Consider the following 25,617-nt stretch of genomic DNA (forward strand, 5'->3'; position numbering starts at 1 on the left):
TGATTTTGGATAAGAAACAAACAAATCGAAAAATTTTAGAAAACTATTTTCAAATGGCTGACATGATCGTTCATACTTTCGGACCACAATGTGAGGTCGTCATTCATGATTTAGCAGATGTTCAATCATCCTTAATTTATATTAATGGTACTGTCACAAACCGCTCGCTCGGGGCACCTGTAACAGATGTGATTTTAAAAGAGTTACGCAAGTCTGGCAATGACATTCAAGATATGCTTGGTTATACGATTAAAACGAAAAGTAACCAGCATATTAAAACGTCTACTATGTTTATCCGAAATGACGACAATGATGTAATCGGTTACATCGGTATCAATTATGATATGACAGCATTTAAATATATTCAAAGTGTATTAGACGACTTTATTAGCGCTAAGCCTGGACTACCAAATGACGAAATGAATGAGTCCTATGCCAATAACGTAGAAGAAATCTTTGAACAAATTATTCAAAGCTCTTTGTTAGAAGTACATGTACCTGTTGAAAAAATGTCCAGACAAGATAAAATCCGCTTCGTGCAAATTTTAGACGATAAAGGGATTTTCCTCATTCATGGCGCGGTCGATAAAGTAAGTGATATTTTACAAGTTTCAAAGCAAACCATCTACAATTATTTAGATGTGATAAAGAATAGTTAATGAATTTAGGGGATGTTTTTAAAAGGAGAAAAGGGGGCTATTTATGACTGTTAACATGGAACAGACAAAAGAACAAACGACGAAGAAAAGTCTTGCTGATAAATTGAAGGTGATTGGTCCGGGAGCGATTATTACCGCTTCCTTTATTGGACCAGGAACGGTAACGACAGCGACGAAAGCTGGTGCCTCTTATGGTTATGCGATTTTATGGACAGTCGTATTTTCGATTATTGCGACGATTGTTTTGCAAGAAATGTCCGCACGTCTTGGGATTATTTCACGTAAAACGTTAGGTGATGCTGTACGAGAGCAATTTGATAACAAAATCTTACGGTTCGGTTCCGTATGGCTTGTATTAATGGCGATTTCGGTAGGCTGTGCTGCCTATATTGCCGGTGACTTAATTGGGACCTCGTTAGGGATTCATACATTAACAAACATTCCAACGAATGTGTTAGGTCCGATGTTTGGGATCGTTATTTTAATATTAGGCTTATCGGGTAGCTATAAATTAATTGAAAAAGTCATGATCGGTTTAGTGATCGTCATGAGTGCTACTTTCTTTACAACAGCGATTATTGCAAAGCCAGACTTAGGAGCCGTATTTAGCGGTGCATTTATCCCAAGTGTGCCATCTGGCTCTATCCTTACAGTGATTGCGTTAATCGGGACAACTATCGTTCCATATAACTTGTTTTTACATTCCGCTTCTGTTCAAGAAAGATGGAATAAGCCAGAGCATTTAAAGGAATCAAGATGGGATATTATTATTTCCATCGGGATTGGTGGCTTAATTACAGCGGCGATTTTAATTACGGCTGGTACGTTAATTCATGGTGTAGAAGTATCGAGTGCGGCAGAAATGTCATTACAATTAGAGCCCCTTTTAGGCGATTGGGCAAAAGTATTTATTAGTATTGGTTTATTTGCGGCTGGTTTTTCTTCTGCTCTTGCTTCCCCATTAGGTGCTGCGATTACGGTAAGTAATGTACTCGGTTGGAAAGACGGCATGAAGGACAAGCGCTTCAAACTCGTATTTACAATCATTATTGTGATCGGGATTTTATTCTCTGCGTTAAAGATCAATCCACTGTCTGTTCTATTGTTTGCCCAAGCATTGAATGGTATCTTATTACCGGTTATTACGATTATGTTATTAATTATTATGAATAACAAAAAGTTTCTTGGTGAATATAAAAATGGTCCTCTTGCTAATATTTTAGGCATAATTGTCACAATAATCTGTACTTTTTTAGGGCTGTATAGCTTAATGGATGTATTCAGTTCGATTTTTGGTTAATTACTCATCTAAACATTTGCGCGAGCCACACGTTCCGCACATGCAAAAATAGAAACCCGCTAACAGCTACTTGGTCAGCTGTTAGCGGGTTTTTTTATACTGTCGTTAATCCTCTACAGCAGCCAGTACCTTCATATAATTTCAGTATTACGGCGTATTTGGTGGTGACAAACTGACGATGACGATACCTGGTTCAATTCCGGTACGTACTTTGCCATTAACGAAGAAATGCAAATCTTTCCCTGGCCCAATCGTAAAGAGCGGGATGACTTGATGTTCATTGTCTTCACGATACATTTTGTATGTGTATTGCTCTGAAATCGTTGTTTTACGAATTACATAGCCGCTCCGTACTAAATCATTCAATTTATGGATGTCTAATCCTTCTGTGAGCAATGTTTTCCCGCCGAGTGATTTTGAATAATTGGTTGGATCACCTGAGTGAATAGCGGTCTGATACAATGCCTCTCGTCCCCACTCAGGTACAAAGTTGATGCAAATGAGGGCATTGTAAGCATCTTCTTCTGTAGCTGCAATGAGTCGGTCATACGGTCCCAAATCTACGTAGAACTCTGTCTGTTCACTTAACACATCCCCTACTTCAGTAGTGAGTCCTGCTTGACGGGCTTCATATAAATTTTGCCATGATCGATCCATAACCAACACCGGTTTATGAAAGGAAGCGAGTGCCTCTCCTAGTAGTGCGGTAAATGGGCTCCCTCCAACAATGACAACGCCTGATTCGGTCGTTGCTTGTAAATGTAATTTACGGGCGAGCCACGTAATCGAAAAACCGTGCGCTAATACGGTAGCAAAAACAAGGGCCAGCGTTAAGGCTGTTAACAGTTGTGCACTTTGAAATCCGGCATTTTGTAAGGCATTTGCAAAATAACCGGACACGGTTAATGCTACAATCCCGCGCGGTGCAATCCACCCGATTAATGTTCTTTCTTCTTTTGTGAGCCCCACGTTGATCGTTGCAATCCACATTGACACTGGTCTCACAATCAACATCATCGCTAACACAAATAACAACATACGCCAATTTAAAATGGCTAATAATGTATCCATTGTCAGTGACGCTGTTAACATAATAAACACGCTCGAAATCAATAGTACCGAAATATTTTCTTTGAAATGCAATAAATCATGATGACTCGTTAAATGCATATTCGCCATCACCAGTCCCATGGCCGTAACAGCTAGTAAACCCGTTTCGTGCATAATTAAATCGGAAAGCGCGAAGGACATGAGGACAGACGCCAGCACAATGGGTGATTTTAAGTATTCTGGAATGAAGCCACGCTCTAATAAAACGCCGAGTATGAAGCCAAACGCTGCCCCAATAACAGCCGCGGCAACAGAGGATAAGAAAAACGCCAGAATCGTTGTACCACCTTCTAAGTTATTCGTCGTGAGTACAACTTGAAAGGCAAATAACGCAAGTAGTGCCCCAAACGGATCGACGACAATCCCTTCCCACTTTAAAATCGCAGCTGGTCGTTCTTTTAATTTTGCTTGCCGTAAAAGAGGTAAAATGACAGTCGGGCCTGTTACGATAAATAAACCTCCGATGACAAATGCCACAGCCCATGAAAGTCCCGCTACATAATGGGCGGCAAGAGAGCCCGCAATCCACGCGATAAACGCACCGACTGTAGAAACACGTAAAATCGCCTTGCGAAACCCTCGTATTTCTCGGAAATCGAGACTAAGGCTACCTTCAAATAAAATAATGGCCACAGCAAGGGAGATAAATGGGTTAAACACATCGCCGAATGTTTCAGACGGGTTAAATAACCCCGTAAACGGGCCAATGATTAAGCCCATTAGTGACATCGCAACAATGGCAGGTATGCGGAAACGCCATGCAATCCATTGTGCTAACATACCGAGAAAAATAATACAGGTGAGTTCAAATAAAATTGAATGAAGCATCATCATTCCTCCGTTTTCTAGACGGTCTTTTACTATCTGTAGATTATTCTTGTTCTTTTTTTACTTCTAATTCTTTTAATTTATCGCGATCAAACACGACTTCTTCATCTAGAGGAGCTAGCTCGTCATTTTTTCGTTTATCCCAATTAAATACACGTTCACGGGCGATTTCTACCCTCTCCTCTGTCACGGGCATATGCATCGTCATGAGCTCATCGGATGAATAAATCGAGACTTTCTGTTTTTTGCCTTGTAGCGCAATGACTTTCATAGCAAGGGCGACTTGACTCGCTTCAATGGCACGCGCTTTTTTCATCGGGCCGATAAGGAGTGGATTGAGTGCTCGAAGTGCGGCCTCCCCTACTTTTTCCCCTAGTCGAAACTCTTGGCGATTGCCGACAAGTAGCGACGGGCGCACGATAGAGAGCTGTGGCAAATCCATGTCCATCAACTCTTTTTCAAGCTTTCCTTTTACCTGGTTGTAATACGCCATCGATTTTTCATTGGCCCCCATAGCTGAGATAACGATGAAATGCTGGATACCACGCTTTTTCGCCATCGCTGCAATATGTAGCGGGTACTCAATATCCACCTTTTCAAATTGTTGTCTCGTCCCCGCTTTTTTAATCGTTGTCCCGAGACAGCAAAATACGTCATCCGCAAACTCCAAATCAGATTCAACTAGCTCATCAAAATTTACGATTCGTTCTACTAATTTGTCATGTGTATAGTTGAGTTGCCTTCTTGTAAGCACTGTGACCGACATATATTCCTTACTTTCACAAAGTAGCTGTACAAGCTGTGATCCGACTAGCCCCGTTGCACCAACCACAATCGCTGAACGCATGCCCATATAAAAAACCACCTTTCTATTTAAAACGCTTCTAAAAATGCAAATGCATCCAGAAAAACACATTTACTCACCGTCTAATATGCTTTTTGTTTCATTTTCACACATACTTACCAATTTTTCACCATATTTTAAAAAGAACATGCGAGAGAAAGGATGCGATGAAACATGCCAAATCAAAAAAGAAAAATTGCTTTTATCGTAGAACAATGCCCTTTTAAAGGCTTATATCCATTTAAACGAGCAATGATTTTAAGTAAATTGTTAGATGAAGAATCCGTATTTATGTTTATTAAAACAAATAATCCGATTATATTAAAACAATTTGAAGATTCAGGTATTACACCTGTTTTATTTGAAAAGTACGAGGAGCTTGTCAAGGCACTCCGTAATTTAGAGTTAGATTTAATTATCCAAGATGGTAGAGATTCATTAATTGAACAAATGGAGTTATTGCGACCGTTGTGTAAAACAATGGTTCACTTCGATGATTTCGGGAGTGGTAACGTATTAGTCGATTGCAATGTATTGGCGCTATTTGAAGAGCTAGGCTCAGGTGAACTACTCCCACCTAATACATTAGCAGGTAGTTATGCATTTGCAGTGGAGGAACAATTGCAAGAAATTGCGGCAGAGCGCAATACGATGATTGAAAATGATCCCCCTCATATTGTTATTGCATTTGAGGACGGGGACGAAAACAATCTCACATACCGTACATTGCGCCATTTAACACAGCTGCATATTCCACTCAAAATTTCGGTGGCGATTGATGATGAATATAAGCATCCCGTCAGTGATTTACAAATGATGCTACTGAGCCGCCGCAACGGGAAAATTGTGCAAAAAAGTGATGCTTTATACGAGTTACTTCATAGTGCCGATATTGTCGTATGTAACAATAACTATACACCATATAAAGTGGCCGCCGTCAGCATCCCATGTATTACGCTGGCACAGCAAGAGCGTGAAATTGGACATTCCTTTGCACGTGAATTAAACGGTTTTATCCATTTAGGTTTAGGGCGCAAAATTAAACAATCATCCATTCAAAATGCCGTGATGGAGCTACTTCTTCATGAGCATCGCCGAGACCGCGCCATTCGCAAGCAACGCTCGTTAGATATATTAGGAAACAATGAAATTTTGCAAGCGCTATTACTAGACTTTGCATACGGCCGCCATTTAGCCCAGTTGTAAGCGTGATTTACTTGCTTAATATGGGATGTTACTTGCCATATTTGTAGATTTACTTGCCTAATATTAAATTTTACTTATTATATTTTTAGATGTACTTGCCTGAATCTCCCTCATTCTCAAACTTCCCTTTCATGTGCTACAATAAGGCGTAGCGATTGTTTGTAAAGGGGCGTATTTTTTATGCTTACGAAAGCACAAGTTCAACAGGAAATTACAGAGTTAAAAATGGACTATATCAACCTACAAGGCGATATGGAAAAGCTTGAATCATTAGGGCACGAAGGTTCAGTGAAACAAGCTTTAGAGCGCCTTGAGAAAATGGAAGCACGACTAGCAGAATTAAACAAACAGCTGGCTGCTTTCTAATCTGCTCGCGGTATTTTCCACCGCGAGTTTTTATATGAAAATAACGAAGCAATAGTTGGAGGATAGGTATGGCAATTTTAACAGTTGAAAATTTAGGACATTCATTTGGCGACCGTACACTTTTTAAAGATGTTTCATTCCGTCTTGTAGAAGGCGACCACATCGGGTTAGTTGGCGCAAATGGTGTCGGGAAATCGACATTAATGGGCATCATCACAGGGCAACAAATTCACGATGCAGGAAAAGTAGAATGGCTGCCTGGTACACATTACGGCTACCTAGATCAGCACACGGTATTAACAGCTGGTCGTACAATGCGCGATGTGTTACGTGATGCGTTTTTGCCGCTTTATAAAAAGGAAGAAGAACTAAATGAAATTTCGATGCAAATGGCGGACCCAGATGCAGATTACGAAACACTTTTAGAAAAAATGGCAGAAATTCAAGATGCACTAGATGCAGGCGACTTCTATTCATTAGATATGAAAATTGAAGAGGTCGCACGTGGTTTAGGACTGGATGCAATCGGTCTTGAACGTGACGTAGCAGCCCTTTCAGGTGGACAACGTACGAAAGTGTTACTCGCAAAGCTTTTACTTGAAAAGCCAAAAGTATTATTACTAGACGAGCCGACGAACTATTTAGATGAAGAGCACGTTACATGGTTAAAAAATTACTTAAAAAATTATCCACATGCTTTCCTACTTATTTCGCATGATACGGAATTTATGAATGAAGTAGTCGATGTGATTTTCCACTTAGAGTTCTCGAAAATGACACGTTACACAGCGACGTACGAGAAGTTTTTAGAGCTAGCTGAAATCAATAAACGTCAGCATATTGATGCGTATGAAAAGCAGCAGGAATTTATTAAAAAGCAAGAGGACTTCATCGCGAAAAATAAGGCGCGTTACTCGACGACAGGTCGTGCAAAATCACGTGCGAAGCAGCTGGACCGCTTAGAGCGTATCGACCGCCCGGAAACAGCTGTCAAACCAGAGTTTGGCTTTAAAGAAACACGTGCTTCGAGCCGTTACGTTGTGGAAGCGGAAGAGTTATTAATCGGGTATGACAAGGACAAGCCGTTACTACCACCGCTGACATTCCAAATCGAGCGCGGCGAAAAAATTGCCTTAGTCGGCATGAACGGTGTCGGGAAATCGACATTACTCAAAACGATGCTTGGCAAAATCAATCCACTTGGCGGAAAAGTAATACGCGGGGATTATTTATATCCGTCTTACTTCGAGCAGGAAGTAAAAGCAGACAAAATTACGCCAATTGATGATGTGTGGAATGCGTTCCCGTCGATGGAACAAGCGCAAGTACGTGCTGCTTTAGCACGCGCTGGCTTAAAATCAGAGCATATCCAACGCCCGCTGAATTCCCTATCTGGTGGTGAGCAAGCGAAAGTTCGTTTATGTAAGCTGATGATGCACGAAACAAACTGGCTTGTATTTGACGAACCGACAAACCACTTAGATATCGATGCCAAAAATGAACTAAAACGTGCGATGCAAGCATTCAAAGGCACGATCGTTCTCGTATCCCACGAGCCTGATTTCTATGAAGGCTTAGCGACAAAAGTATGGAACGTCCAAGACTGGTTCACATCAGGAAAAACAGATTTATAAGTTTGAGGTAGCTATGCCAGCTGATCGCTGGCATAGTTTTTTTTGTGTTGTTCACGTTTTCGGATTTAATAGACAACTTGGGATTGATAATAGACAACCCACTCTAGTTAATAGACAACTTTGGACCAATAATAGACAATTTCTTACTGATTATAGACAATCTGCTAGGATTATAGACAATCCCAGCGATTTAATAGACAACCCCAAATTCTTCATCAAACAAATAATTTTTCTTTCGCTAACGAAATGGCTTTTTTGCTGACTTCTAATCGGTCACCATCTGCATTCAGTCGCATTACACCATGTTCTTCATCTAATATGGACTGCATCGCGGCATTTGGTTTGACGCCGACCATTACTTGCTTGCGTGTAGATTTTACTTCTTCCTCTGTTAAAAGCGGCTTCGTGCCGATTTTCGGAAATTCCGCTTGAGGCTGAGATTGCGTTCTTCGCGGCGCTTGACCGTTTAAATTTGTGCCGCCTGTACCGACTGATCGAATCATTTTTTGTTCCTCCCTATGTAAAAATTCCCTTTCTTATGTACACGTATTATATCGATAACACAACATAATAGAAAGCACTCTGTCATGCAAATCGTCGGAATACATTTTCTATTTAACTTTTGCAAATACTTCCTATACAATGGCAATATAATCTTCTAAGGAGCGAATTACAATGACGCCACGTATCGAAAAAGACTTTTTAGGTACAATGGAAATTTCAAAAAATGTTTACTACGGAATTCAAACAATGCGCGCAAAGGAGAACTTCCCGATTACTGGACAAGTAGTGGATCCGGAGCTAATTCGTGCATTCGCAATTGTAAAAAAATCGGCAGCCCAAGCGAACTTGGCAACGAATCATTTAGATGCGGTGATTGCGAATGCAATCATTCAAGCAGCAGATGAAATTATGGAAGGACAGTGGCACGATCAATTTATCGTTGACCCAATTCAAGGTGGAGCGGGTACTTCATTAAACATGAATGCAAATGAAGTCATCGCCAATCGTGCACTTGAAATTCTTGGTCACGAAAAAGGCAATTATGCAGTTATTAGCCCAAACTCCCATGTGAACATGGCACAGTCTACAAATGATGCCTTCCCAACAGCGATTCACGTCTCAACAGTAACTGTGTTAATTGAGCTATTAAACGTAATGGAAACAATGGTTGAAGCATTCGAAGCGAAAGCGAAGGAATTTGACCACATTATTAAAATGGGGCGTACGCATTTACAAGATGCGGTGCCAATCCGACTCGGACAAGAATTCCTTGCTTATGCGAAAGTGCTACGCCGTGATATTAAACGCATTAAGCAAACAAAAGAAGATTTATACGAAATTAACCTTGGCGCAACAGCAATCGGTACTTGCTTGAATGCTGATGCTGCTTATATTAAATCGGCAGTTGAGTACGTGCAGGAAAACACAGGACTTCCATTCAAGCAATGTGAAGATCATGTAGATGGTACACAAAATACAGATATTTACACAGAAGTTTCAGGTGCATTAAAAATCTGTATGCTCAATATGTCGAAAATCTGTAATGACCTTCGTCTGATGGCGTCTGGTCCAAAAACAGGTTTTGCTGAAATTTTACTACCGGAGCGCCAACCAGGTTCATCAATTATGCCTGGGAAAGTAAACCCGGTTATGTTAGAAGTCATTAACCAAATCGCTTTCCAAGTGGTTGGGAACGATACAACGATTTCCATGGCGTCTGAAGCAGGCCAATTCGAGCTAAACGTAATGGAGCCTGTTCTTGTATTCAACTTATTACAATCAGTTCGCATTATGACAAACGGCTTTACTGCCTTCACGGAATACTGCTTAAAAGGCATTCGTGCGAACGAAGAAGTACTACGTAATAACGTAGAGCGCAGTATCGGTGTCATTACAGCTATTGCCCCACATGTTGGCTACGAAATCGCTTCGAAGCTTGCACGTGAAGCGTTAGAAACAGGTGAATCTGTGCGTTCGCTATGCTTAAAATACGCTTACTTCACAGCAGAAGAGATCGACGTCATCCTCGATCCATTCCGTATGACAACATTACAAAAAGATTAACTAAAAAAGCATTCGACCATTTCTGACGGTCGAATGCTTTTTGTTTAGACAAGCCCCTGTTGAAAGGCATATACGACTGCCTGTGTACGGTCTTGTACATCGAGCTTTGATAAAATATTGCTCACATGTGTTTTTACCGTTTTAATCCCAATGAATAGTTCATCGGCAATGTGTTGATTCGTTTTCCCTTGGGCGAGTAGGAGCAATACTTCCATTTCACGCTCTGTTAACTCATCATGCAGTGCCGTCGTATTCGGGCGGCGCAAGCGTTGCATCATTTTCGCTGTCACTTCTGGCTCTAATACAGATTCCCCGTTGACGGTACGACGAATTGCATCGGCAATTTGCTTTGCATTCGATGTTTTTAGTAAATAACTGACTGCACCTGCTTCTAGTGCTGGGTATACTTTGTCATCGTCTAAAAAGCTTGTGACCATCATAATTTTTGCTTCGGGCCACTGCTTTAAAATGTCTGTTGCCGCTTCTACCCCAGTCATATTCGGCATCACATTATCAAGAAGCACGATATCCGGGCGTAACGCGAGCGCCTTTTCCACTGCTTCAACACCATCTGCTGCTTCCCCGACTACTTCCATATCTGCCTGTGCCGACAGATAGGCGACGACGCCAATGCGCACCATTTCATGATCATCTGCCACGACGATTCTAATCATCTACCAAAACCCCTTTCGCAATTTGGACTTCAATCTTTGTCCCCTGCCCCACAACCGATGTCACCGTACATACCCCACCGATTTCCGTTGCACGTTCGACGATATTTTTCAGTCCGTATGAGCCGAGCTTTTCATTTTGCATGTCAAAGCCTACCCCATTATCTTGAATACGCAAAATATACATTTTTTCTCTTTCCATTAAAAGTAGCTCGACATCGGTTGCTTTTGCGTGTCGCAGTGTATTCGATAATGCCTCTTGCGCAATGCGGAATAAATGGTCTTCCTGCGCTTTCGTTAACGGCACATCGACTAGCTCATAATGTAGTTCCATATTCGCCTTTTGCTGCAATTCTTCGATTAGCTCTCGTAACCCTTGTGCTAACGTTTTATTTTGTAAAGCAATCGGGCGTAAATGTAACAGGAGTGCCCGCATTTCGAGCTGTGCTTGCTGGACAATTTTTTCGATCTGCACTAAAATCGCGGCGTCTTCATTATGTTCGGTAACGCTTGATAACAGCATCGATGCGGCAAATAATTGCTGGGAGACCGAATCATGTAATTCCCTTGCGAGTCGTTGCCTTTCTTCGACTAAACGCTGCCGGACAATCGTTTCATCGGCTTCTACTTTTTCATTTGTAATGCGGTGTAACGTTTTGCGCTGCTGGTCGATGAGCTCCGCTACTTCGGTTAACGACTTGCGTGTTGCGCGCGGTGATAATGTCGGCTCCTTATACCGTTCAATATCGAGTAATCGCTTGATTTGTCTACTCGTTTGAAAATCCTTCGATACAATAATAAACGTCATCCACAGCGAAATGAGAAAACTCGCGATTAGAATACCGAGCACAATCATCGCGATATGCGGCACCCCATTCGTATAAAGTGACTCTTCTATGAGCGGTCGCCAATTTTTTTCACTTGGCTGACCGTATAACAAGAGGAGCGCCCCATACACAAAAACACCTAACAAAATCATGAGCAATAGTGTACGAAAGCAAAAGCCAATTATTTTTGCCATATTTCCACCTCGCCCAGTCCATTTGATACGTGAATCATACATGTTCGTCTTGCCCCTTCATCGAGCAACACGTGTTTTTTCGCGTCCATCACGTGCCCATTAATGAGCACTTTTCCGAATCCTTGATTGACCGCAATGGTACAGGCCACATCATACGGAACGAAAATCGTTGTTTTACCAATGCCTTGAAACACCGAAATGAACGTCGGCTCTAACGGCAAAATCGTGTTCGTTGCATCGATGGTGATGTTGCCAAATAGACGGGTCACTGCTTGTTGCTGCCAAGCATACGGCTTTTCTGGCGTCATATACGGACCCGCGACGTACAACTCTTTTCGGTGTCGTGTATACAGCCAATAGATTACCGCTACTGGTACAAGCCACCTCACTGTCACCATTGACAACAGCGCTAATAGGAAAAAGATCAGTGCGGCGACAGCGTACATTTTTTCCCCTTTACGCACACTTAATCGATAAAGAGCAAAGGCAAACAATAAGAACCATACCCCACCGTTATGAAAAAGAAATAGTTCAACAAAAATAATGAGTCCAATAATGATCAGTATTGTATTTTTCATTTGTTGCCCACCTCCTCATTTATTTTACAACGAAAAGTGTAGACAAAGTCGGTGTTTGACTTTATCTACACTTATTTTTAGGTAAAATGTAAAAACAATACCATCTGTAGACGATTTACTATTGCTTTTGCTCCAGTGCAGCTAAACGTCGTTCGAAAGTTGTCACTTCATAATTGTGATTTACTTTAAATGCGAGACGGTCAATATAATCGGCGGCATCGTCAAATTTACCTGTATGCATGTCCGCTTGCTTGGACGAAACTTCTTGCATACGATAATTCGCATGCGCGACATTTTCCTTACTCATTAATTGCAATTGGCGCACTTTCATATCTTGTAGACGGTGCTTCATTTGTTCAAATTGTTGCTCCAGCTTCGTATGCTCTGCCGCTGCTTCCTCGTAGCTTTGTTGTAGCAATGCTTTTCGGCTCGTATACGCTTGCACCTCTGCTTGTGTAAAGTCGATTAAATCTTGCTCCCCTGCTGCTTCCGCTAATGCTACTTGCTCCATACGTTTTGCGAGTTTCCCCTCTACTTCTCGTAATTCAGCAGCAATTTTCTCTTTCAACTCGTACTGACGTGTCACGAGTTTCCCTACTTTTTCTGTTTCCTTCTCTGCCTGACGAACATATTGATTCAGCATCCCAATTGGATTTTTGCGCTCCGCCGAATCAAATAAATCATGTAACATAGCCTCTACTGTTGTACTTAAACGTTGTAATACATTCATGTGTACTCGCTCCTTATTATTTCGTTAATTTGCTCCACTCGACTTCAAAGTTGTCGAATGGGTCTTGCTCTTTTAATTTGATGTTACCGTCTTTACATACTTTATATGTGTAGTAACCGACTACAGGTGCCGCTAATAATAGAAGGAATGGCACACTCCCAATCGCAAACATGACACCCGCCGCGACAATCGTGATATTGAGCAGCTTCATGACGAGCGACTGACTGCGTTGATAGCCCCAAACCCCAAAGATGGCGATCGCTGCACCAAGTAAAAATCCTCCAATCATGGGCCCTAAAATCGCTATTAACATAATGACGACAAAACCAACTGCCGTGTATTTTAAAAAGTTCTTCATCTGTTGTGCTCCTTTCGTTTTGTTACACTTATCGTACTTGGAATCGCGATTTCCTTTAACCGTCCACGAATGGATTTTCCTCTCCGTCTAGAGGCGGATATGCCCTCATCCCCCAGTAATGGAAAATTTTATTTCTATATAATGCATGAGAACGGAAATAGAATCATACATACTAATACCGCCTTTTGACTCACCAATAGGTTACTTGTAGGTATTTTTTCGTTCTGAGTAAATGAATAGCATTTTTCTGAAACTTTTTCTCAAAAACGACGTATATATTTATAAAGAGCTGGGTATACAAGTAAATGGATAAACTTTTACATACACAGTTTATTTACAAAAAAAACACTTGCAAAACATATATCTTACTAGTAAGATAAAAGTATAATAATTATCTTATTCGTAAGCTATTTCAAAAATCAAACAATCGAAAGCGAGGAATTTCATTATGTCAGTAACAATTTATACACAATCTAGCTGTTCCTCATCACGAAAAGCTTTAAAATGGTTAAATGAAAATAATATTGCTTACACTGAAAAACGTATTACATCACAGCCACTTACTCTAGCTGAATTTAAAAATATTTTAAGTATGACGGAAGACGGAACAGATGAAATCATTGCGACAAACTCCAATGATTTTAAAAATTTACAAGTCGATATTGATCAATTATCGATTCAGGAGTTGTTCAATTTAATTCAACAGCATCCTCGTATGCTACGTAGCCCTATTCTATTGGATGAAAAACGCATCCAAGTTGGCTATAATGAAATGGACATTCGTCGTTTCATTCCACGGAAAGTTCGTGCGTTTGAACTAAATGCCTTACAACAATTAGCGGTTGAGTAATGTCATCCGCTTTCCTTTTTTTACATAAATTTGCGAAAGACTGTGTTGGAGTTGAACAAAATGGACCAGAAAAGAAAAGAAAGCCTAGCTGCTCTGTTCGAATCAATGTCTGCCCTTGAACGTAAAGTCGCGAATGAATGGAATAACCACAATGAACTTGGTTTTTCTAAATCTCATATTTTAATTCTTGAATATTTGGCAAGCGAAGGGCCAAAGCGTCCCTCGGCTATCGCCGATCGTTTGAAGGTCACAACGGGTGGCGTAACGGTGCTTACGACAAAACTATTAAAGTCTGGTTTTATAGAAAAAACACAAAGCGAAAATGATCGCCGTGCTGCCCAAATCTCCATTACAGCACAGGGACTTCATGTATTGGAGCAATCTCGAAAACAAATTGATACACTCATTAACCATTTGTTCGGCATGCTAACCGAAGAAGAAATCGACACAATGCGTACCATTTTTAATAAATGTGTGCATGACAGTTAAAAATCCACGAGAATCTATTATTCTCGTGGATTTTTTTGAGTTTTAGGGTGGGGTTGGGGTTGATTTTGATCGGATAGCCTAGCTTTTTGCTCGGATGCGGGTGGCTTTTGACCGCTTGCGCATTCGTTTTGCTCGCAGCCCCTCCCCTCTCCGAACCAAACAAAAAAGCATAACGCCACAATAGACGTTATGCGAAAGATTAAGCTGTTACAACAGCTTCTAGTTTTTGATCTGCTAACAAAATTTCCTTTAGTCTTGCTTTTGCACGGAATAAACGTGATTTCACTGTACCGACAGATACTTTCATAATCGTTGAAATTTCCGCTAATGAATATTGATCGACATAGAAATACCATAATGTTTTTTGATAAATGCCATCTAGCTGACGCATTTTTTCTTGTACAATTTGCGTAATTTCTGTTTTGACGATTTGTTCCTCTGTTGAAATGTCATTGTTGGGAACCAAATCTAAAATCGGTACGTCTAATGTTTCAGGTTGACTCATCATGTATTTACTACGGCGTACATTTTTGCGATAGCGGTCGCGGAAAGTATTCATTGTAATCGTTGTCAGCCAAGCTTTTACATGGTCCACTTCTGTCAAGTTATCCTCATAGCGGACAACTTTTACCCACACTTCTTGCATTAAATCCTCTGCTTCTGAAGTGTTGCGTGTTAATTTTAAACATAAATGATAAATATATCGATGAAATTCATTATAAATTAAAGTTAGTTTTTCATTCATAAAGATCGCCTCCATGTAGCGTTCGTTTTGTTAAGTTTATTTTCGCAGAATTATTTCTTACACTCTATCGGATTTGCTTTCATTTACCTTACAATGATGTAAGGTGAAGTGAAATCTTTTGTAATATAGTGATTCATGTGATAAAGGTCCTCAACATTTCAGCCCAACCAGTCCATATGGTATACTATTTCTATTATCGAATTATTGAAGGAGGCTCACAAATGAGTCATTTAGCCAACTTAGATGCTTATTTTGCTGAAAATCGTGACAAACACTTAACAGAACTAAACGCTTTTTTACGGATCCAAAGTATTTCTTCCCTATCTGAACACAAACAACATATGCAAGTGGCCGCTTCCTGGTTAGCCGCTGCAATGAAACGCGTCAACCTCGAAAACATCTCAATCGATGAAACAGGTGGTCACCCTGTCGTTTACGGTGACTGGCTCCATGCACCTGGCAAGCCAACTATCCTATTTTACGGACACTACGATGTGCAACCAGTGGACCCATTACATCTGTGGGAAACGCCGCCGTTTGACCCGCAAGTGCGTGACAATAAATTATTCGCGCGCGGTGCTTCCGATGATAAAGGGCAAGTATTTATGCACTTAAAAACAATCGAAGCCTTATTTGCGTTAGATGGCACACTCCCAGTAAACGTGAAATTCATCATTGAAGGGGAAGAAGAAATCGGCAGCCCGAACTTACCGCCTTATGTAGAAAAACATAAAGAAAAGCTTGCAGCCGATTTAATTTTAATTTCAGATACGGGGCTTTATGCACCAGGTAAGCCAGCTGTTTGCTACGGACTACGCGGCTTAACAGGTATTCAAGTTGATGTGCGCGGAGCAAAGGGCGACCTACACTCGGGTCTTTATGGTGGCGGCGTCCAAAATGCGATTCATGCATTAGCTGACATTTTAGCGTCATTCCGCGATGAGCACGGCACGATTCAAGTAGAAGGCTTCTATGACAAAGTCCTCCCGTTATCAGAAGACGAGCGCCAAGCTTACCGCGACCTGAACTTTGACGAAGAGGCATTAAAAGAAGAAGTTGGCGTGAACGAACTATTCGGTGAAGCGGGCTACTCTTATTTGGAGCAAATATGGGCACGCCCGACGTTAGAAGTAAACGGCGTATTCGGTGGCTTCTCTGGTGAAGGCATTAAAACGGTTCTGCCTGCTGAAGCGGGTGCGAAAATTACATGCCGCCTTGTGCCAAATCAAGATCCAGATGAAATTGTTGCCCTACTAAAAGTACATGTGGAGAAGCATAAGCCTGCTGGTGTGGATATTACGATTTCAGAATTTGATAAAGGGGCACCGTTCATCACGCCGTTTGACCACCCTGTGATCCAAGCAGCAGGTCGTTCGTATGAGCGTGTGTATGACGTGCCGACTGCTTATATACGTGGCGGGGGCTCGATTCCGATTGTAGCAGCATTTGACCAAATTCTTGATTTACCTGTCGTACTAATGGGCTTCGGTTTATCAAGCGAAAACTTCCATGCGCCAAACGAGCACTTCCATCTCGAAAACTTCGATAAAGGACTTCGTGTATTAGGCGACTATTTATATGAAGTCGCGACACTGAAACTGTAAAAAACTTCACACTAACACCTGCGCCCTCTAAGCGTGCAGGTTTTTCTATTTTCTCACTACATATCACTAGGAAAAAACAATTTTTCATAAAATCTACACTAAAATACCCCCTAAACATATACCCTAAATTTTGGATAAATAGTATAATTAATATATATAAATGATTTATGTAGACTAGTAATTTTCTCCTAATAGAGAGTAGGTGACAAAATGAGTATAAAATATAAACCCGTTCCACATGTAGAATCACATTACGACCAACTATTTGCTGATGGGCATTATCACGGAGCCATTGACGTCATGTGCACCTTTCTAGAAGAATTTGAGCAGCATAACAATCCATATGGCGCCATGATTGCTCATATTAATATTGCGTCTTGCTACTATTGTTTAGGACAAATGGAAAATGCCTTTCAAAGTACACTTCAGTACAAACAGTTATGCGATGAGTACGGTAGTCCGCACGAACACTATAATTTATGCCACATTTACGCCTTGATCTATGAATATGAGCAACATTACGATAAAGCAAAAAAAGCAACGGAAGAATGTATTCGCCTCGCACAAATGCTCAACTTGCCTTACGAATTAAGTAAAAGCTATCGCATGATGAGTAATTTTCATCTCGTAACAGAACATTATGAAGAAGCGCTTACTATGGCACAAGAAGCGCTAGCGATCGCGAAAACGCATTGCGCAGAAGAGGTGCGCTTACATTGCCAAATTTACTGTAGTCTTGCTATCGCCTATGTGCATCTGGAGCGCTTTACTGATGTAGCACAAATACTGGAATTACTCTCACCTAACCCTTTTATTCAAAGTAATCAGCGTGAGCGCAGTTATTATTTATATACAAAAGGGTTACTTGCCCTAAAGCAAGAACGACTTACCGAGGCGATTACTTATTTATCGGAAGCAGAAATCATCGCGCTATCTACGAATAACTATGTGTTGCTCAAACGGATTTATTTTTATCATGCGCAAGCGTATGAACAACAGCAGTGCTTCAAAAATGCCTATGAGTATATGAAAAAACACGCTGACATGCTAAAACAAGTGTACAAAGGGCGCCTGTTTTCAAAAGTGAGGGAGCTGGACATCGAGCATAGCATTTCCACAATGGAACAGCGAGCGAATATGGACCCGCTATCCGGTGTATATACACGCCACTATTTGGAGTCCACCTGCGATCATTGGTTAACGGAAGCACGAGAAACAAGCGATCATATTTGTTGCCTTGTATTTGATGTAGACAACTTCAAGTCGATTAATGATTATTACGGACATCTCGTCGGGGATGAAGTAATTGCGGCTGTCGGACAACAGTGTCGGAAAATTGTACAGGAAGAACAAACATTGATTGGGCGCTACGGTGGAGATGAGTTCGTGATTTTACTGAAAAACTTTTCCCAGCAGCAAATAGCCAATAAAGTAAATGACATATTCAACGCGCTTACAAATATGACGGTTTCAGGTGAAGGATACAATGTGCAGTTTACGATTAGTATGGGGGTCGTCTGTAACTCAAGTGTCATTGCCCGTAAATTTAAGCAGTTGTTTCGTATCGCTGACCAAGCACTTTATATGGCGAAAAGCCAAGGAAAAAATCAAGTTGTCTCCCTGTCTCATATGAACCATCCTTACGCATAAGGGTGGTTTTTTGTTGGGGGTTTTTACGCGGGTTTCTTATGGTTTTACGCGACTTTCCCCATTAAAACGCCAAAAACCCTCAAAGCACATTCGCTTCAAGGGTTTTTCATAGCTTATAGAGCACGTAAGATTAATCCGACTGCGGAGTAAATAATAACTGTGGCAAATAAAACCACCATATGGAACAACGAATACGTAAACATCTTGTTAGCCCACGTTTTCCCTTCCATCTTGTGGTAGCCAACAAAGCTTAACCATAACCACGCACCGCCAAGCACAAACGACACGATTGTCAGTCCGAGACTAAGCGGATAGAATAACAAGCTTGTTAGCATGACTAATACTAAATACACATTCGTTTGAATGTATGTGCGGCGTTCACCTTTTACAACCGGTAACATCGGGATATTGGCTGCGGCATAATCCTCACGCTTTCGAATGGCAATCGCGTAAAAATGCGGCATTTGCCAAATGACCATAATGATAAATAAGGCCCAGCATGCTGGATGCCAAATATCTGGTGCCACTGCGGCCCAACCGATTAATGGCGGCATCGCACCGGAAATACTACCGACTTCTGTATTCCAAATCGTCCGACGCTTTGTCCACATTGTATAGGGCACAACATAGAAAAACACACCAAGAAACCCCAATAATGCGGCTAATGGTGTTGTAAAATAAAGTAAAACAATCCCTACAATTAATAAAATTACTGCAGCAATTAATACTGTTTTTACACTCAATGCCCCTGTTACAGTTGGCCGAACTTTCGTGCGCGGCATAACAGCGTCAATATCGCGGTCATACACATTATTAAACGAACCTGCCGCTGCAATAACGGCGGCTGTACCAGCTAAAGCGAACACGACTTTCCAAATATTATCGATAAAACTAAGTTCATAAGTATATAATGCGAGCATTAAGCCAGCGACCATCGGGACTAAATTGGACTTAATAATCCCCGTCTTGACTGCCTGTGCCCATAATTTTGAATATGATTGATTCACCATTTTGTCTCTATTAAATGCTCCCTCATATAATCACTTCATATAATTATACCCTAACCTATGTCTAACTTCCATTATGCTAGAGCTTTTTCTCACAAAAGACACAAGTTGTGGAGAAAGAGACGGTATTTCGCTAATACCAATAGCCTTTAGAGGACGATGAACGACCTACCCACTTCATAAATGGGACACCTTCATATTTATATACGACTTGCCGTTTAATATGCGGCGGAAAAAAATAATCGAGTTGTTCTTCCGTCATATCCAGTATTTTCTCGTAACATGTCTCGCACAATAAGCAATTCACATTATAAGAATGGACGAATTGATGTTGCTTCCGGCTAACGATATCGATTAAATCAAAACATACATCACATTGCTCAATCCCATAAATCTGCATACGAGCACCTCTTTTTGCTCGTATTATTCCCGAATTTATTGCACTAACACGTGTCTTCCTATAAATTTTAATAGCGGGATAAAATTAATAAAAAAAATAAAAACATGTAATATTTCATTTACGATGTGCATATATATTATAAGTTTGCTCATTCCCGTAAATCACAAAAAATCGAATTGCTAGCCAATCATTTCCCCCACAATGATTAGCCATGCAAAAACTGGTCTAACCACAAGAATAGCAAATGTAAAAATTGGTCCAACCATAGGATGGATAAATGTAAAAAATCAAAAAGCAAAGTGCTTCCATTAAGAGGATAATAAACAGATTAAATAGATTCTTCCTAGTATAATCCTCTTTCTCTTTAGTATCGTATTATATCCATCATATATCACTGTCATTTCATGTATAGTAGTCTTGGCAATTGAAAGGAAGAATCAATAGAGAAAATGAAAAATCTTACAATTCAACATTCTTTATACCCCATTTCACCAATAGAACTTAAGGAATTTGAAGTACTTTACACAACATGGGCGGACGTACTCACGCCTCTTACTGTCAAAATTCATAATCGTGATAATGCACTTGCAGCTGTATTAAACTGTTGGGTATTTATTCGGCATTACCCATTTATCACCATACCAAATATGGAGCAACACTTTATCCACCGATGTGACTATTACTTTGCAACATTGCTAAACAATTCAGCGGAAATTGCTGAGATGACACAGACATGGAAAGAGGATGCGGATCGTTTATTTATCTTTAGCTACTACTTAGCACTCTATTTTATGCGTTGGGTTGATTTTGTTTTAGTGGAAGAAAATGCAGAAATTGCCGCAGCTATTTTTAAACTTGGTCAAAAGCGAGAGTATTATTTGCGCACTACCGAACACCTATCTCCTGTCAGCAGAAAAGCCATTTACCTTAAACAATGCCTTACAACATCTTTGCTTACACGAGACAATGCTCACTTTCAACGTAGTGAGCAAATTATCAAGCAGTCCATTCAACAAACAAACAGCTTGGTGAAGCAGAGAGAAGTCGTATATTGTTAGAAGTTCGGGATAGACAAAAAAGCTGAATGGCCGTCGCCATTCAGCTTTTTGGGTTGTGGGTACCAGCGTATTGCCGCCTTTGTACCACCTTCGTACCATCGTAGTACCACCTTTGTACCTGGTACTATACAGGTACTACCCTATGCATGCTGCACTTTCAACGTATGCTTCAACACTTTCCCCGATGCATTTCGTGGAAGCATATCCATGAATTCAATTTCAGCTGGTACTTTATACTTCGCTAAATTTTTCGCACAATACGCCAGAATCGCATCGGCATCTAGCGTCTGCCCTTCTTTTAACACCACATACGCCTTCGGAACCTCACCGTACACTTCATGAGGTACACCGACAACAGCTGTTTCTAAAATTTCCGGGATTTGATATAACACATCCTCAATTTCAATCGGATACACATTCTCTCCACCACGGATCATCATATCTTTTTTACGATCGACAATATATAAATAGCCTTCCTCATCAAAACGACCTAAATCACCAGAATACAGCCACCCATTCTTTAGTGTACGAGCGGTTTCTTCAGGGTTCTTTAAATAGCCAATCATCACTTGTGGACCCTTGACTATAATCTCTCCAACAGCACCTGTCGGTAAAGGCTCTCCGTGTTCATCGACGACTTGCACTTCTGTCCGTACGAGCGGCCGACCGACAGAGCCGATTTTTTCTAATGCTTGTTCATCTAATAATGACGAAGCGGCAGGTGTATTTTCTGTTTGACCATATAAATTTTGTACACGCACTTGCGGGAACGCCTCTTTTAACTGGCGTAATATTTCATAGGGCATCGGTGCTGCACCATAACAAAACAATCGTAAATGCGGAAACGCCAATGTTCTTGTATCCGGGCGACTTAACAAAATCGTATACATAGCTGGTACGCCGAAGAAAATGGTTGCCTCTGTTTCCACTAATTGCTGTAATGTCTTTTCTGGTGAAAAAGCCTCTTCAATAATTACCGTGCCACCCGCATAAATTGTCGGTACAGCAAATACATGACTGCCTGCACAATGGAATAGCGGTGTACAAATGAACATTCGGTCCTGTTCTGTCATTTCCATAGACTCCGCCCAAATTTTTGCCGTTTCATATACATTTCGTTGCGACAGCATGACCCCTTTTGGCTTCCCTGTCGTACCTGATGTATACATAACAACCGCCATTTCATCCGGATCTACTTCAACAGGAGTAAAGGCATCACCGAGTGAAGTATCTCCTACAATGTCTTGTAAAGTCCCTTCACTACTAATGACTTCTTCAAAAACATATCCTGTCGCCAGCACATTCTCCTCCAGCACTTGATCACAAATGAGTACTTTTGCTTCAGAATGATTCAAAATATATTGCACCTCAGGAACTGCTAACTTTGTATTGATTGGCATAGCCGCCATCCCTAGCAGTTGTACGCCAAAGTAGCTCACTAAAAACTGATTGGAATTATGCATATAAATGGCCGCGATATCGCCTTTTTTATAGCCCTTTTGCTGTAAATATGCCGCTACACATTCCGCTTGCTTATACAACTCCTGATACGTTAATGTTTCCCCTTTAAACTGTGCTACGATACGGTCTGCTTTTGATGTGGCATACTGCTTCAACATATTTGTGATGAACAAATTGAACACCCTTCCCCTCGAGAAAATTAGTCAAAAAACAGTGGTAAATCGGAAGCTTTCAACGGAAACTGTGGATTGCGTTTTTCCATAAATGATTGAATCCCTTCGTATGCATCCTTTTGGCGAGAAGCCCAATATAAAAATTTCGATTCTGCCGCATGTGAGGAAAACGGATGCGGTGCATTCACCATCGTCCACAGCAACTTTCTCGTAAATGCATTCGAGGTGGCGGCTGTATAGCGTATGATTTCCGCTGCGATTTCTTGCGCTTTTTGCAACGGGTCATCCACTTCGTATTGGAATAAGCCTGCCACTATCCCTTCTGCCGTTGAAATATAGCGCCCTGAATACATCCATTCCAATGCTTTTCCAAGCCCAACATGTTTCGTTAAAAACCACCCTGAACATGCTTCTGGTCCAATCCCTCTTCTTGCAAACACAAACCCTACTTTCGCATCCTTTTTCACAATTCGAATATCCATCGGGAGCGTCATCGTAAGGCCAATTCCAACAGCTGCACCATTGATCGCCGCTATAATCGGTTTATTGAGCTCGTATATTTTCAAGCTCACCTTTCCTCCAATATCACGGAATTGCTCTTCTGTCACCTCGACTTTAAACGGATTCTCACTCGCAGATAAGTCCATGCCTGCACAAAAGGCGTGACCTTTCCCCGTGACGATGATGACACGTACTTGGTCATTCTCCTTTGCTTCATCAAATAACTGCTCTAACTCTTCACTCATTTTGTACGTATAGCTGTTTAATGCTTCTGGTCGATTCAATGTAACAGTTAAAATGCCTTGTTCCAGCGTCGTTTCAATTGTTTCAAACATGCTCATCCCCACTTACATTAGGAGATATAATATCTCCTTCTTTTTTAACGAAGCGCATTAACACTTCAAGTAATACTAAGAAAAATCCGAGTGGCACTAAAAAATAAATGGGCCAAATCGGGACTAACTTTCCTGCTACTGGAATGGCCATGCCAATATTCAATCCCGATAAAGCAAACTGAAAACCGTAATACGTTAATAAAGCAAATACAACGGTATCAATGACTAGCAATAAATAATGGTGGACAATTCGAAACTTTTGCGGTGCTTTCGAGACTAATTCTGTTAATCGAGGCAAGATGCCGACCCAATACGTATAACCAAGTGCCGGAAATACAACTAATGGCATGAGGAAGTTTTCCGTAATTTCATATACACCTGGAACCGGTATACCAAACACATTGCGCATAAAAACATCCGCTGTGATGAGCAGCATCATGGTAAAAACACCAAAACAACTAATGTACTTACACACTTCTCTACCTATGTGGGTCGTCTTATAAAGTCCCTTCATGTTATACCTCCCTTAATGCATTCGACTCGGTAACCATGTGACAAGCTGAGGGAATAAAATGAGTATGGCAATGATGATAATGGAGCTAATAACGGCAAATACAGTCGATACCCTAAACAACCGTTCAATGGAAATACCCGTCACACTGCCTACTACATATACACTTAAACCGACAGGAGGCGTTAACATCCCAATGGTACAAACGATTGTGAGTGCAATACCAAACCATAATGGATCTGTCTGAATCACATCTAAAATCGGTGTTAAAATTGGCACAGTCATTAAAATAACGGCTACACTTTCGATAAACATAAAGAGGATAAAGTAGAAAATCATAATTAAAACTAAAATCAGCACAGGCTGATCGATAATTGGTTGCAGTAAATCAATAATTTTACGGGGTACGAGCGATAATGAAATGAAGCGTCCAAACAAAGAAGCGCCAACTACAATGAACATCGCCATGACCGTAATTTTCACTGTTTCGACTAATGCGGTATTCATAAAAGCCCAATTTACCTTTCTCAGTAATAAGGCCATCACAAAAGCGAGGGAAGCGCCAACCGCACCCGCTTCAGTTGGTGAAAAAATCCCTAAATAAATTCCACCAAAGATGGCTACGCCCATACTTGTGCCAAGCATTGCCACAATGACATACCGAGAAACAGGTACAGCCTCTTCAAATTGCTCCTGCTCCTCATTAGTTGCACTCATTTCCTTTTGATAAATCTTCAAATACACAAGGGTAATCAGAGAAAATATGAGCATGAGCAAAATGCCTGGTATTAAAGCAGCCGTAAAAAGTTGCCCAATCGAAATTTGGGCGACTACTCCGTATAAAATTAAAATTACACTCGGTGGAATGATAGCTGAGAGCGACCCTGCACAAGCAGCAATTGTTCCCGCTAATTCAGGGGAATAGCCGCGTTTCCTTAGCTCAGGTACAGCAATTTGTGCAAGGGCAGCAGATGTCGCCGTTCCAGAACCTGATACGCCCCCTAATAGCCCTCCTAGAAAAATCGTCATTATGCCAAGGGGACCTGGTTTTCCTCTCGACAATCGGTAAAGTAGCCCATATAAATCTTTGACAATACCAGATTGGATAATAAATTGCGCCATTAAAATGTACATGGGAATCGTTGTTAAGGAATAGACCGCCACCCGGTTAAACGGTTCATTTTGCAGAAATCCTTTTAATAAATCCATGCCACCGATTAAGTAAATCCCGATGATCCCTACCACAAACATTAACGAGCTAATATAATGTCCGACGAGCAGTAAATAAATGAAAAGCACAAAACATATTAGAATGACGATATTTTCCATCACTATCACCTCCATGGAAGGAAGGGGTAAAAATTTTCAGCACACACCCTTCCATCCTTCATCATGATTCATTAAGAACTATTGCTCTTGCAGTGTTCGTAACGGTTCCGCCAGACGGCTTGTATTGAGCAA

General features: G+C 40.9%; 26 protein-coding genes. 11 read left to right on the forward strand and 15 right to left on the reverse strand.

Annotation, left to right across the window (positions count from 1 at the left end):
* Positions 1 to 5 precede the first annotated feature (5 nt).
* Positions 6 to 659 (forward strand): helix-turn-helix transcriptional regulator, encoded by a 654-nt coding sequence (locus AAGS61_RS04735; RefSeq protein WP_391368039.1) that lies wholly within the window; start codon positions 6 to 8, stop codon positions 657 to 659.
* Between the two features lie 43 nt (positions 660 to 702).
* Positions 703 to 1,959, forward strand: coding sequence for an Nramp family divalent metal transporter (locus AAGS61_RS04740; protein WP_391368042.1), 1,257 nt, complete (start codon positions 703 to 705; stop codon positions 1,957 to 1,959).
* 147 nt (positions 1,960 to 2,106) lie between these two features.
* Here AAGS61_RS04740 and AAGS61_RS04745 read toward each other — a convergent pair whose 3' ends face one another.
* Both AAGS61_RS04745 and AAGS61_RS04750 read right to left on the reverse strand, forming a co-directional pair.
* Positions 2,107 to 3,897, reverse strand: coding sequence for a cation:proton antiporter (locus AAGS61_RS04745; RefSeq protein ID WP_391368044.1), 1,791 nt, complete (start codon positions 3,895 to 3,897; stop codon positions 2,107 to 2,109).
* A 43-nt stretch (positions 3,898 to 3,940) separates the two neighbouring features.
* Positions 3,941 to 4,750 (reverse strand): oxidoreductase, encoded by an 810-nt coding sequence (locus AAGS61_RS04750; RefSeq protein ID WP_391368046.1) that lies wholly within the window; start codon positions 4,748 to 4,750, stop codon positions 3,941 to 3,943.
* 165 nt (positions 4,751 to 4,915) lie between these two features.
* On the opposite strand from AAGS61_RS04750, the gene AAGS61_RS04755 reads away from it, so the two are divergent.
* From AAGS61_RS04755 to AAGS61_RS04765, 3 genes are all read left to right on the forward strand, one after another.
* The gene (locus AAGS61_RS04755; RefSeq protein ID WP_391368049.1) at positions 4,916 to 5,947 is read left to right on the forward strand and encodes a PseG/SpsG family protein; all 1,032 of its coding nucleotides are present in this window, start codon (positions 4,916 to 4,918) and stop codon (positions 5,945 to 5,947) included.
* Between the two features lie 180 nt (positions 5,948 to 6,127).
* Positions 6,128 to 6,313 (forward strand): SE1832 family protein, encoded by a 186-nt coding sequence (locus tag AAGS61_RS04760; RefSeq protein ID WP_391368052.1) that lies wholly within the window; start codon positions 6,128 to 6,130, stop codon positions 6,311 to 6,313.
* A gap of 68 nt (positions 6,314 to 6,381) precedes the next feature.
* Complete coding sequence (locus AAGS61_RS04765) at positions 6,382 to 7,947, forward strand: ABC-F family ATP-binding cassette domain-containing protein (RefSeq protein ID WP_391368055.1); 1,566 nt, start codon at positions 6,382 to 6,384, stop codon at positions 7,945 to 7,947.
* 215 nt (positions 7,948 to 8,162) lie between these two features.
* Here AAGS61_RS04765 and AAGS61_RS04770 read toward each other — a convergent pair whose 3' ends face one another.
* Complete coding sequence (locus tag AAGS61_RS04770) at positions 8,163 to 8,450, reverse strand: DNA primase (RefSeq protein ID WP_391368058.1); 288 nt, start codon at positions 8,448 to 8,450, stop codon at positions 8,163 to 8,165.
* 172 nt (positions 8,451 to 8,622) lie between these two features.
* Here AAGS61_RS04770 and aspA point away from each other — a divergent pair, with 172 nt between their 5' ends.
* Positions 8,623 to 10,014: an aspartate ammonia-lyase gene (aspA, locus tag AAGS61_RS04775; RefSeq protein WP_391368060.1), complete on the forward strand. Its 1,392-nt coding sequence runs from the start codon at positions 8,623 to 8,625 to the stop codon at positions 10,012 to 10,014.
* Positions 10,015 to 10,058: 44 nt separating this feature from the next.
* On the opposite strand, the gene AAGS61_RS04780 is transcribed toward aspA, so the two are convergent.
* The 5 genes from AAGS61_RS04780 to AAGS61_RS04800 all read right to left on the reverse strand — a co-directional run bounded on the left by AAGS61_RS04780 (position 10,059) and on the right by AAGS61_RS04800 (position 13,372).
* Entirely contained in the window at positions 10,059 to 10,688 is a 630-nt protein-coding gene (locus tag AAGS61_RS04780) for a response regulator (protein ID WP_391368063.1), read from the reverse strand.
* Positions 10,681 to 11,706, reverse strand: coding sequence for a sensor histidine kinase (locus tag AAGS61_RS04785; protein ID WP_391368066.1), 1,026 nt, complete (start codon positions 11,704 to 11,706; stop codon positions 10,681 to 10,683). The genes AAGS61_RS04780 and AAGS61_RS04785 overlap by 8 nt, the downstream gene beginning before the upstream one ends.
* Entirely contained in the window at positions 11,694 to 12,284 is a 591-nt protein-coding gene (locus tag AAGS61_RS04790; RefSeq protein WP_391368069.1) for a LiaF domain-containing protein, read from the reverse strand. Before AAGS61_RS04790 ends, AAGS61_RS04785 begins: the two co-directional genes overlap by 13 nt.
* Positions 12,285 to 12,402: 118 nt before the next feature.
* A complete protein-coding gene (locus AAGS61_RS04795) occupies positions 12,403 to 13,014 on the reverse strand; it encodes a PspA/IM30 family protein (RefSeq protein ID WP_391368072.1) in 612 nt (203 codons plus the stop codon).
* A 16-nt stretch (positions 13,015 to 13,030) separates the two neighbouring features.
* Positions 13,031 to 13,372: an ABC transporter permease gene (locus tag AAGS61_RS04800; protein ID WP_391368075.1), complete on the reverse strand. Its 342-nt coding sequence runs from the start codon at positions 13,370 to 13,372 to the stop codon at positions 13,031 to 13,033.
* Positions 13,373 to 13,820: 448 nt separating this feature from the next.
* Here AAGS61_RS04800 and spx point away from each other — a divergent pair, with 448 nt between their 5' ends.
* Entirely contained in the window at positions 13,821 to 14,222 is a 402-nt protein-coding gene (gene spx, locus AAGS61_RS04805; RefSeq protein WP_391368078.1) for a transcriptional regulator Spx, read from the forward strand.
* A 60-nt stretch (positions 14,223 to 14,282) separates the two neighbouring features.
* Positions 14,283 to 14,711 (forward strand): MarR family winged helix-turn-helix transcriptional regulator, encoded by a 429-nt coding sequence (locus AAGS61_RS04810; RefSeq protein ID WP_391368080.1) that lies wholly within the window; start codon positions 14,283 to 14,285, stop codon positions 14,709 to 14,711.
* A 199-nt stretch (positions 14,712 to 14,910) separates the two neighbouring features.
* On the opposite strand, the gene AAGS61_RS04815 is transcribed toward AAGS61_RS04810, so the two are convergent.
* A complete protein-coding gene (locus tag AAGS61_RS04815) occupies positions 14,911 to 15,456 on the reverse strand; it encodes an RNA polymerase sigma factor (protein ID WP_391368083.1) in 546 nt (181 codons plus the stop codon).
* 221 nt (positions 15,457 to 15,677) lie between these two features.
* On the opposite strand from AAGS61_RS04815, the gene AAGS61_RS04820 reads away from it, so the two are divergent.
* Both AAGS61_RS04820 and AAGS61_RS04825 read left to right on the forward strand, forming a co-directional pair.
* On the forward strand, positions 15,678 to 17,060 hold the full coding sequence (locus tag AAGS61_RS04820) for a dipeptidase (protein ID WP_391368085.1): 1,383 nt from the start codon (positions 15,678 to 15,680) through the stop codon (positions 17,058 to 17,060).
* A gap of 210 nt (positions 17,061 to 17,270) precedes the next feature.
* Entirely contained in the window at positions 17,271 to 18,710 is a 1,440-nt protein-coding gene (locus tag AAGS61_RS04825; protein WP_391368088.1) for a tetratricopeptide repeat-containing diguanylate cyclase, read from the forward strand.
* Between the two features lie 113 nt (positions 18,711 to 18,823).
* On the opposite strand, the gene cyoE is transcribed toward AAGS61_RS04825, so the two are convergent.
* Positions 18,824 to 19,720 (reverse strand): heme o synthase, encoded by an 897-nt coding sequence (gene cyoE, locus AAGS61_RS04830; RefSeq protein WP_391368091.1) that lies wholly within the window; start codon positions 19,718 to 19,720, stop codon positions 18,824 to 18,826.
* A gap of 130 nt (positions 19,721 to 19,850) precedes the next feature.
* On the reverse strand, positions 19,851 to 20,117 hold the full coding sequence (locus tag AAGS61_RS04835) for a hypothetical protein (RefSeq protein WP_391368094.1): 267 nt from the start codon (positions 20,115 to 20,117) through the stop codon (positions 19,851 to 19,853).
* Between the two features lie 449 nt (positions 20,118 to 20,566).
* Here AAGS61_RS04835 and AAGS61_RS04840 point away from each other — a divergent pair, with 449 nt between their 5' ends.
* Positions 20,567 to 21,175 (forward strand): hypothetical protein, encoded by a 609-nt coding sequence (locus AAGS61_RS04840; RefSeq protein WP_391368096.1) that lies wholly within the window; start codon positions 20,567 to 20,569, stop codon positions 21,173 to 21,175.
* A gap of 140 nt (positions 21,176 to 21,315) precedes the next feature.
* Here AAGS61_RS04840 and AAGS61_RS04845 read toward each other — a convergent pair whose 3' ends face one another.
* The 4 genes from AAGS61_RS04845 to AAGS61_RS04860 are packed head-to-tail and all read right to left on the reverse strand — an operon-like array spanning position 21,316 to position 25,485.
* Positions 21,316 to 22,809: a class I adenylate-forming enzyme family protein gene (locus AAGS61_RS04845; RefSeq protein ID WP_391368098.1), complete on the reverse strand. Its 1,494-nt coding sequence runs from the start codon at positions 22,807 to 22,809 to the stop codon at positions 21,316 to 21,318.
* 26 nt (positions 22,810 to 22,835) lie between these two features.
* On the reverse strand, positions 22,836 to 23,645 hold the full coding sequence (locus AAGS61_RS04850; RefSeq protein ID WP_391368101.1) for an enoyl-CoA hydratase-related protein: 810 nt from the start codon (positions 23,643 to 23,645) through the stop codon (positions 22,836 to 22,838).
* Positions 23,638 to 24,159 carry a TRAP transporter small permease gene (locus AAGS61_RS04855; protein WP_391368104.1) on the reverse strand — a complete coding sequence of 174 codons (522 nt, stop codon included), beginning with the start codon at positions 24,157 to 24,159 and terminating at the stop codon, positions 23,638 to 23,640. The genes AAGS61_RS04850 and AAGS61_RS04855 overlap by 8 nt, the downstream gene beginning before the upstream one ends.
* A gap of 12 nt (positions 24,160 to 24,171) precedes the next feature.
* Positions 24,172 to 25,485, reverse strand: coding sequence for a TRAP transporter large permease (locus AAGS61_RS04860; protein ID WP_391368107.1), 1,314 nt, complete (start codon positions 25,483 to 25,485; stop codon positions 24,172 to 24,174).
* Positions 25,486 to 25,617: the final 132 nt, after the last annotated feature.

The sequence above is a fragment of the Lysinibacillus sp. KU-BSD001 genome, from assembly GCF_042920265.1.
Taxonomy (GTDB): domain Bacteria; phylum Bacillota; class Bacilli; order Bacillales_A; family Planococcaceae; genus Lysinibacillus_B.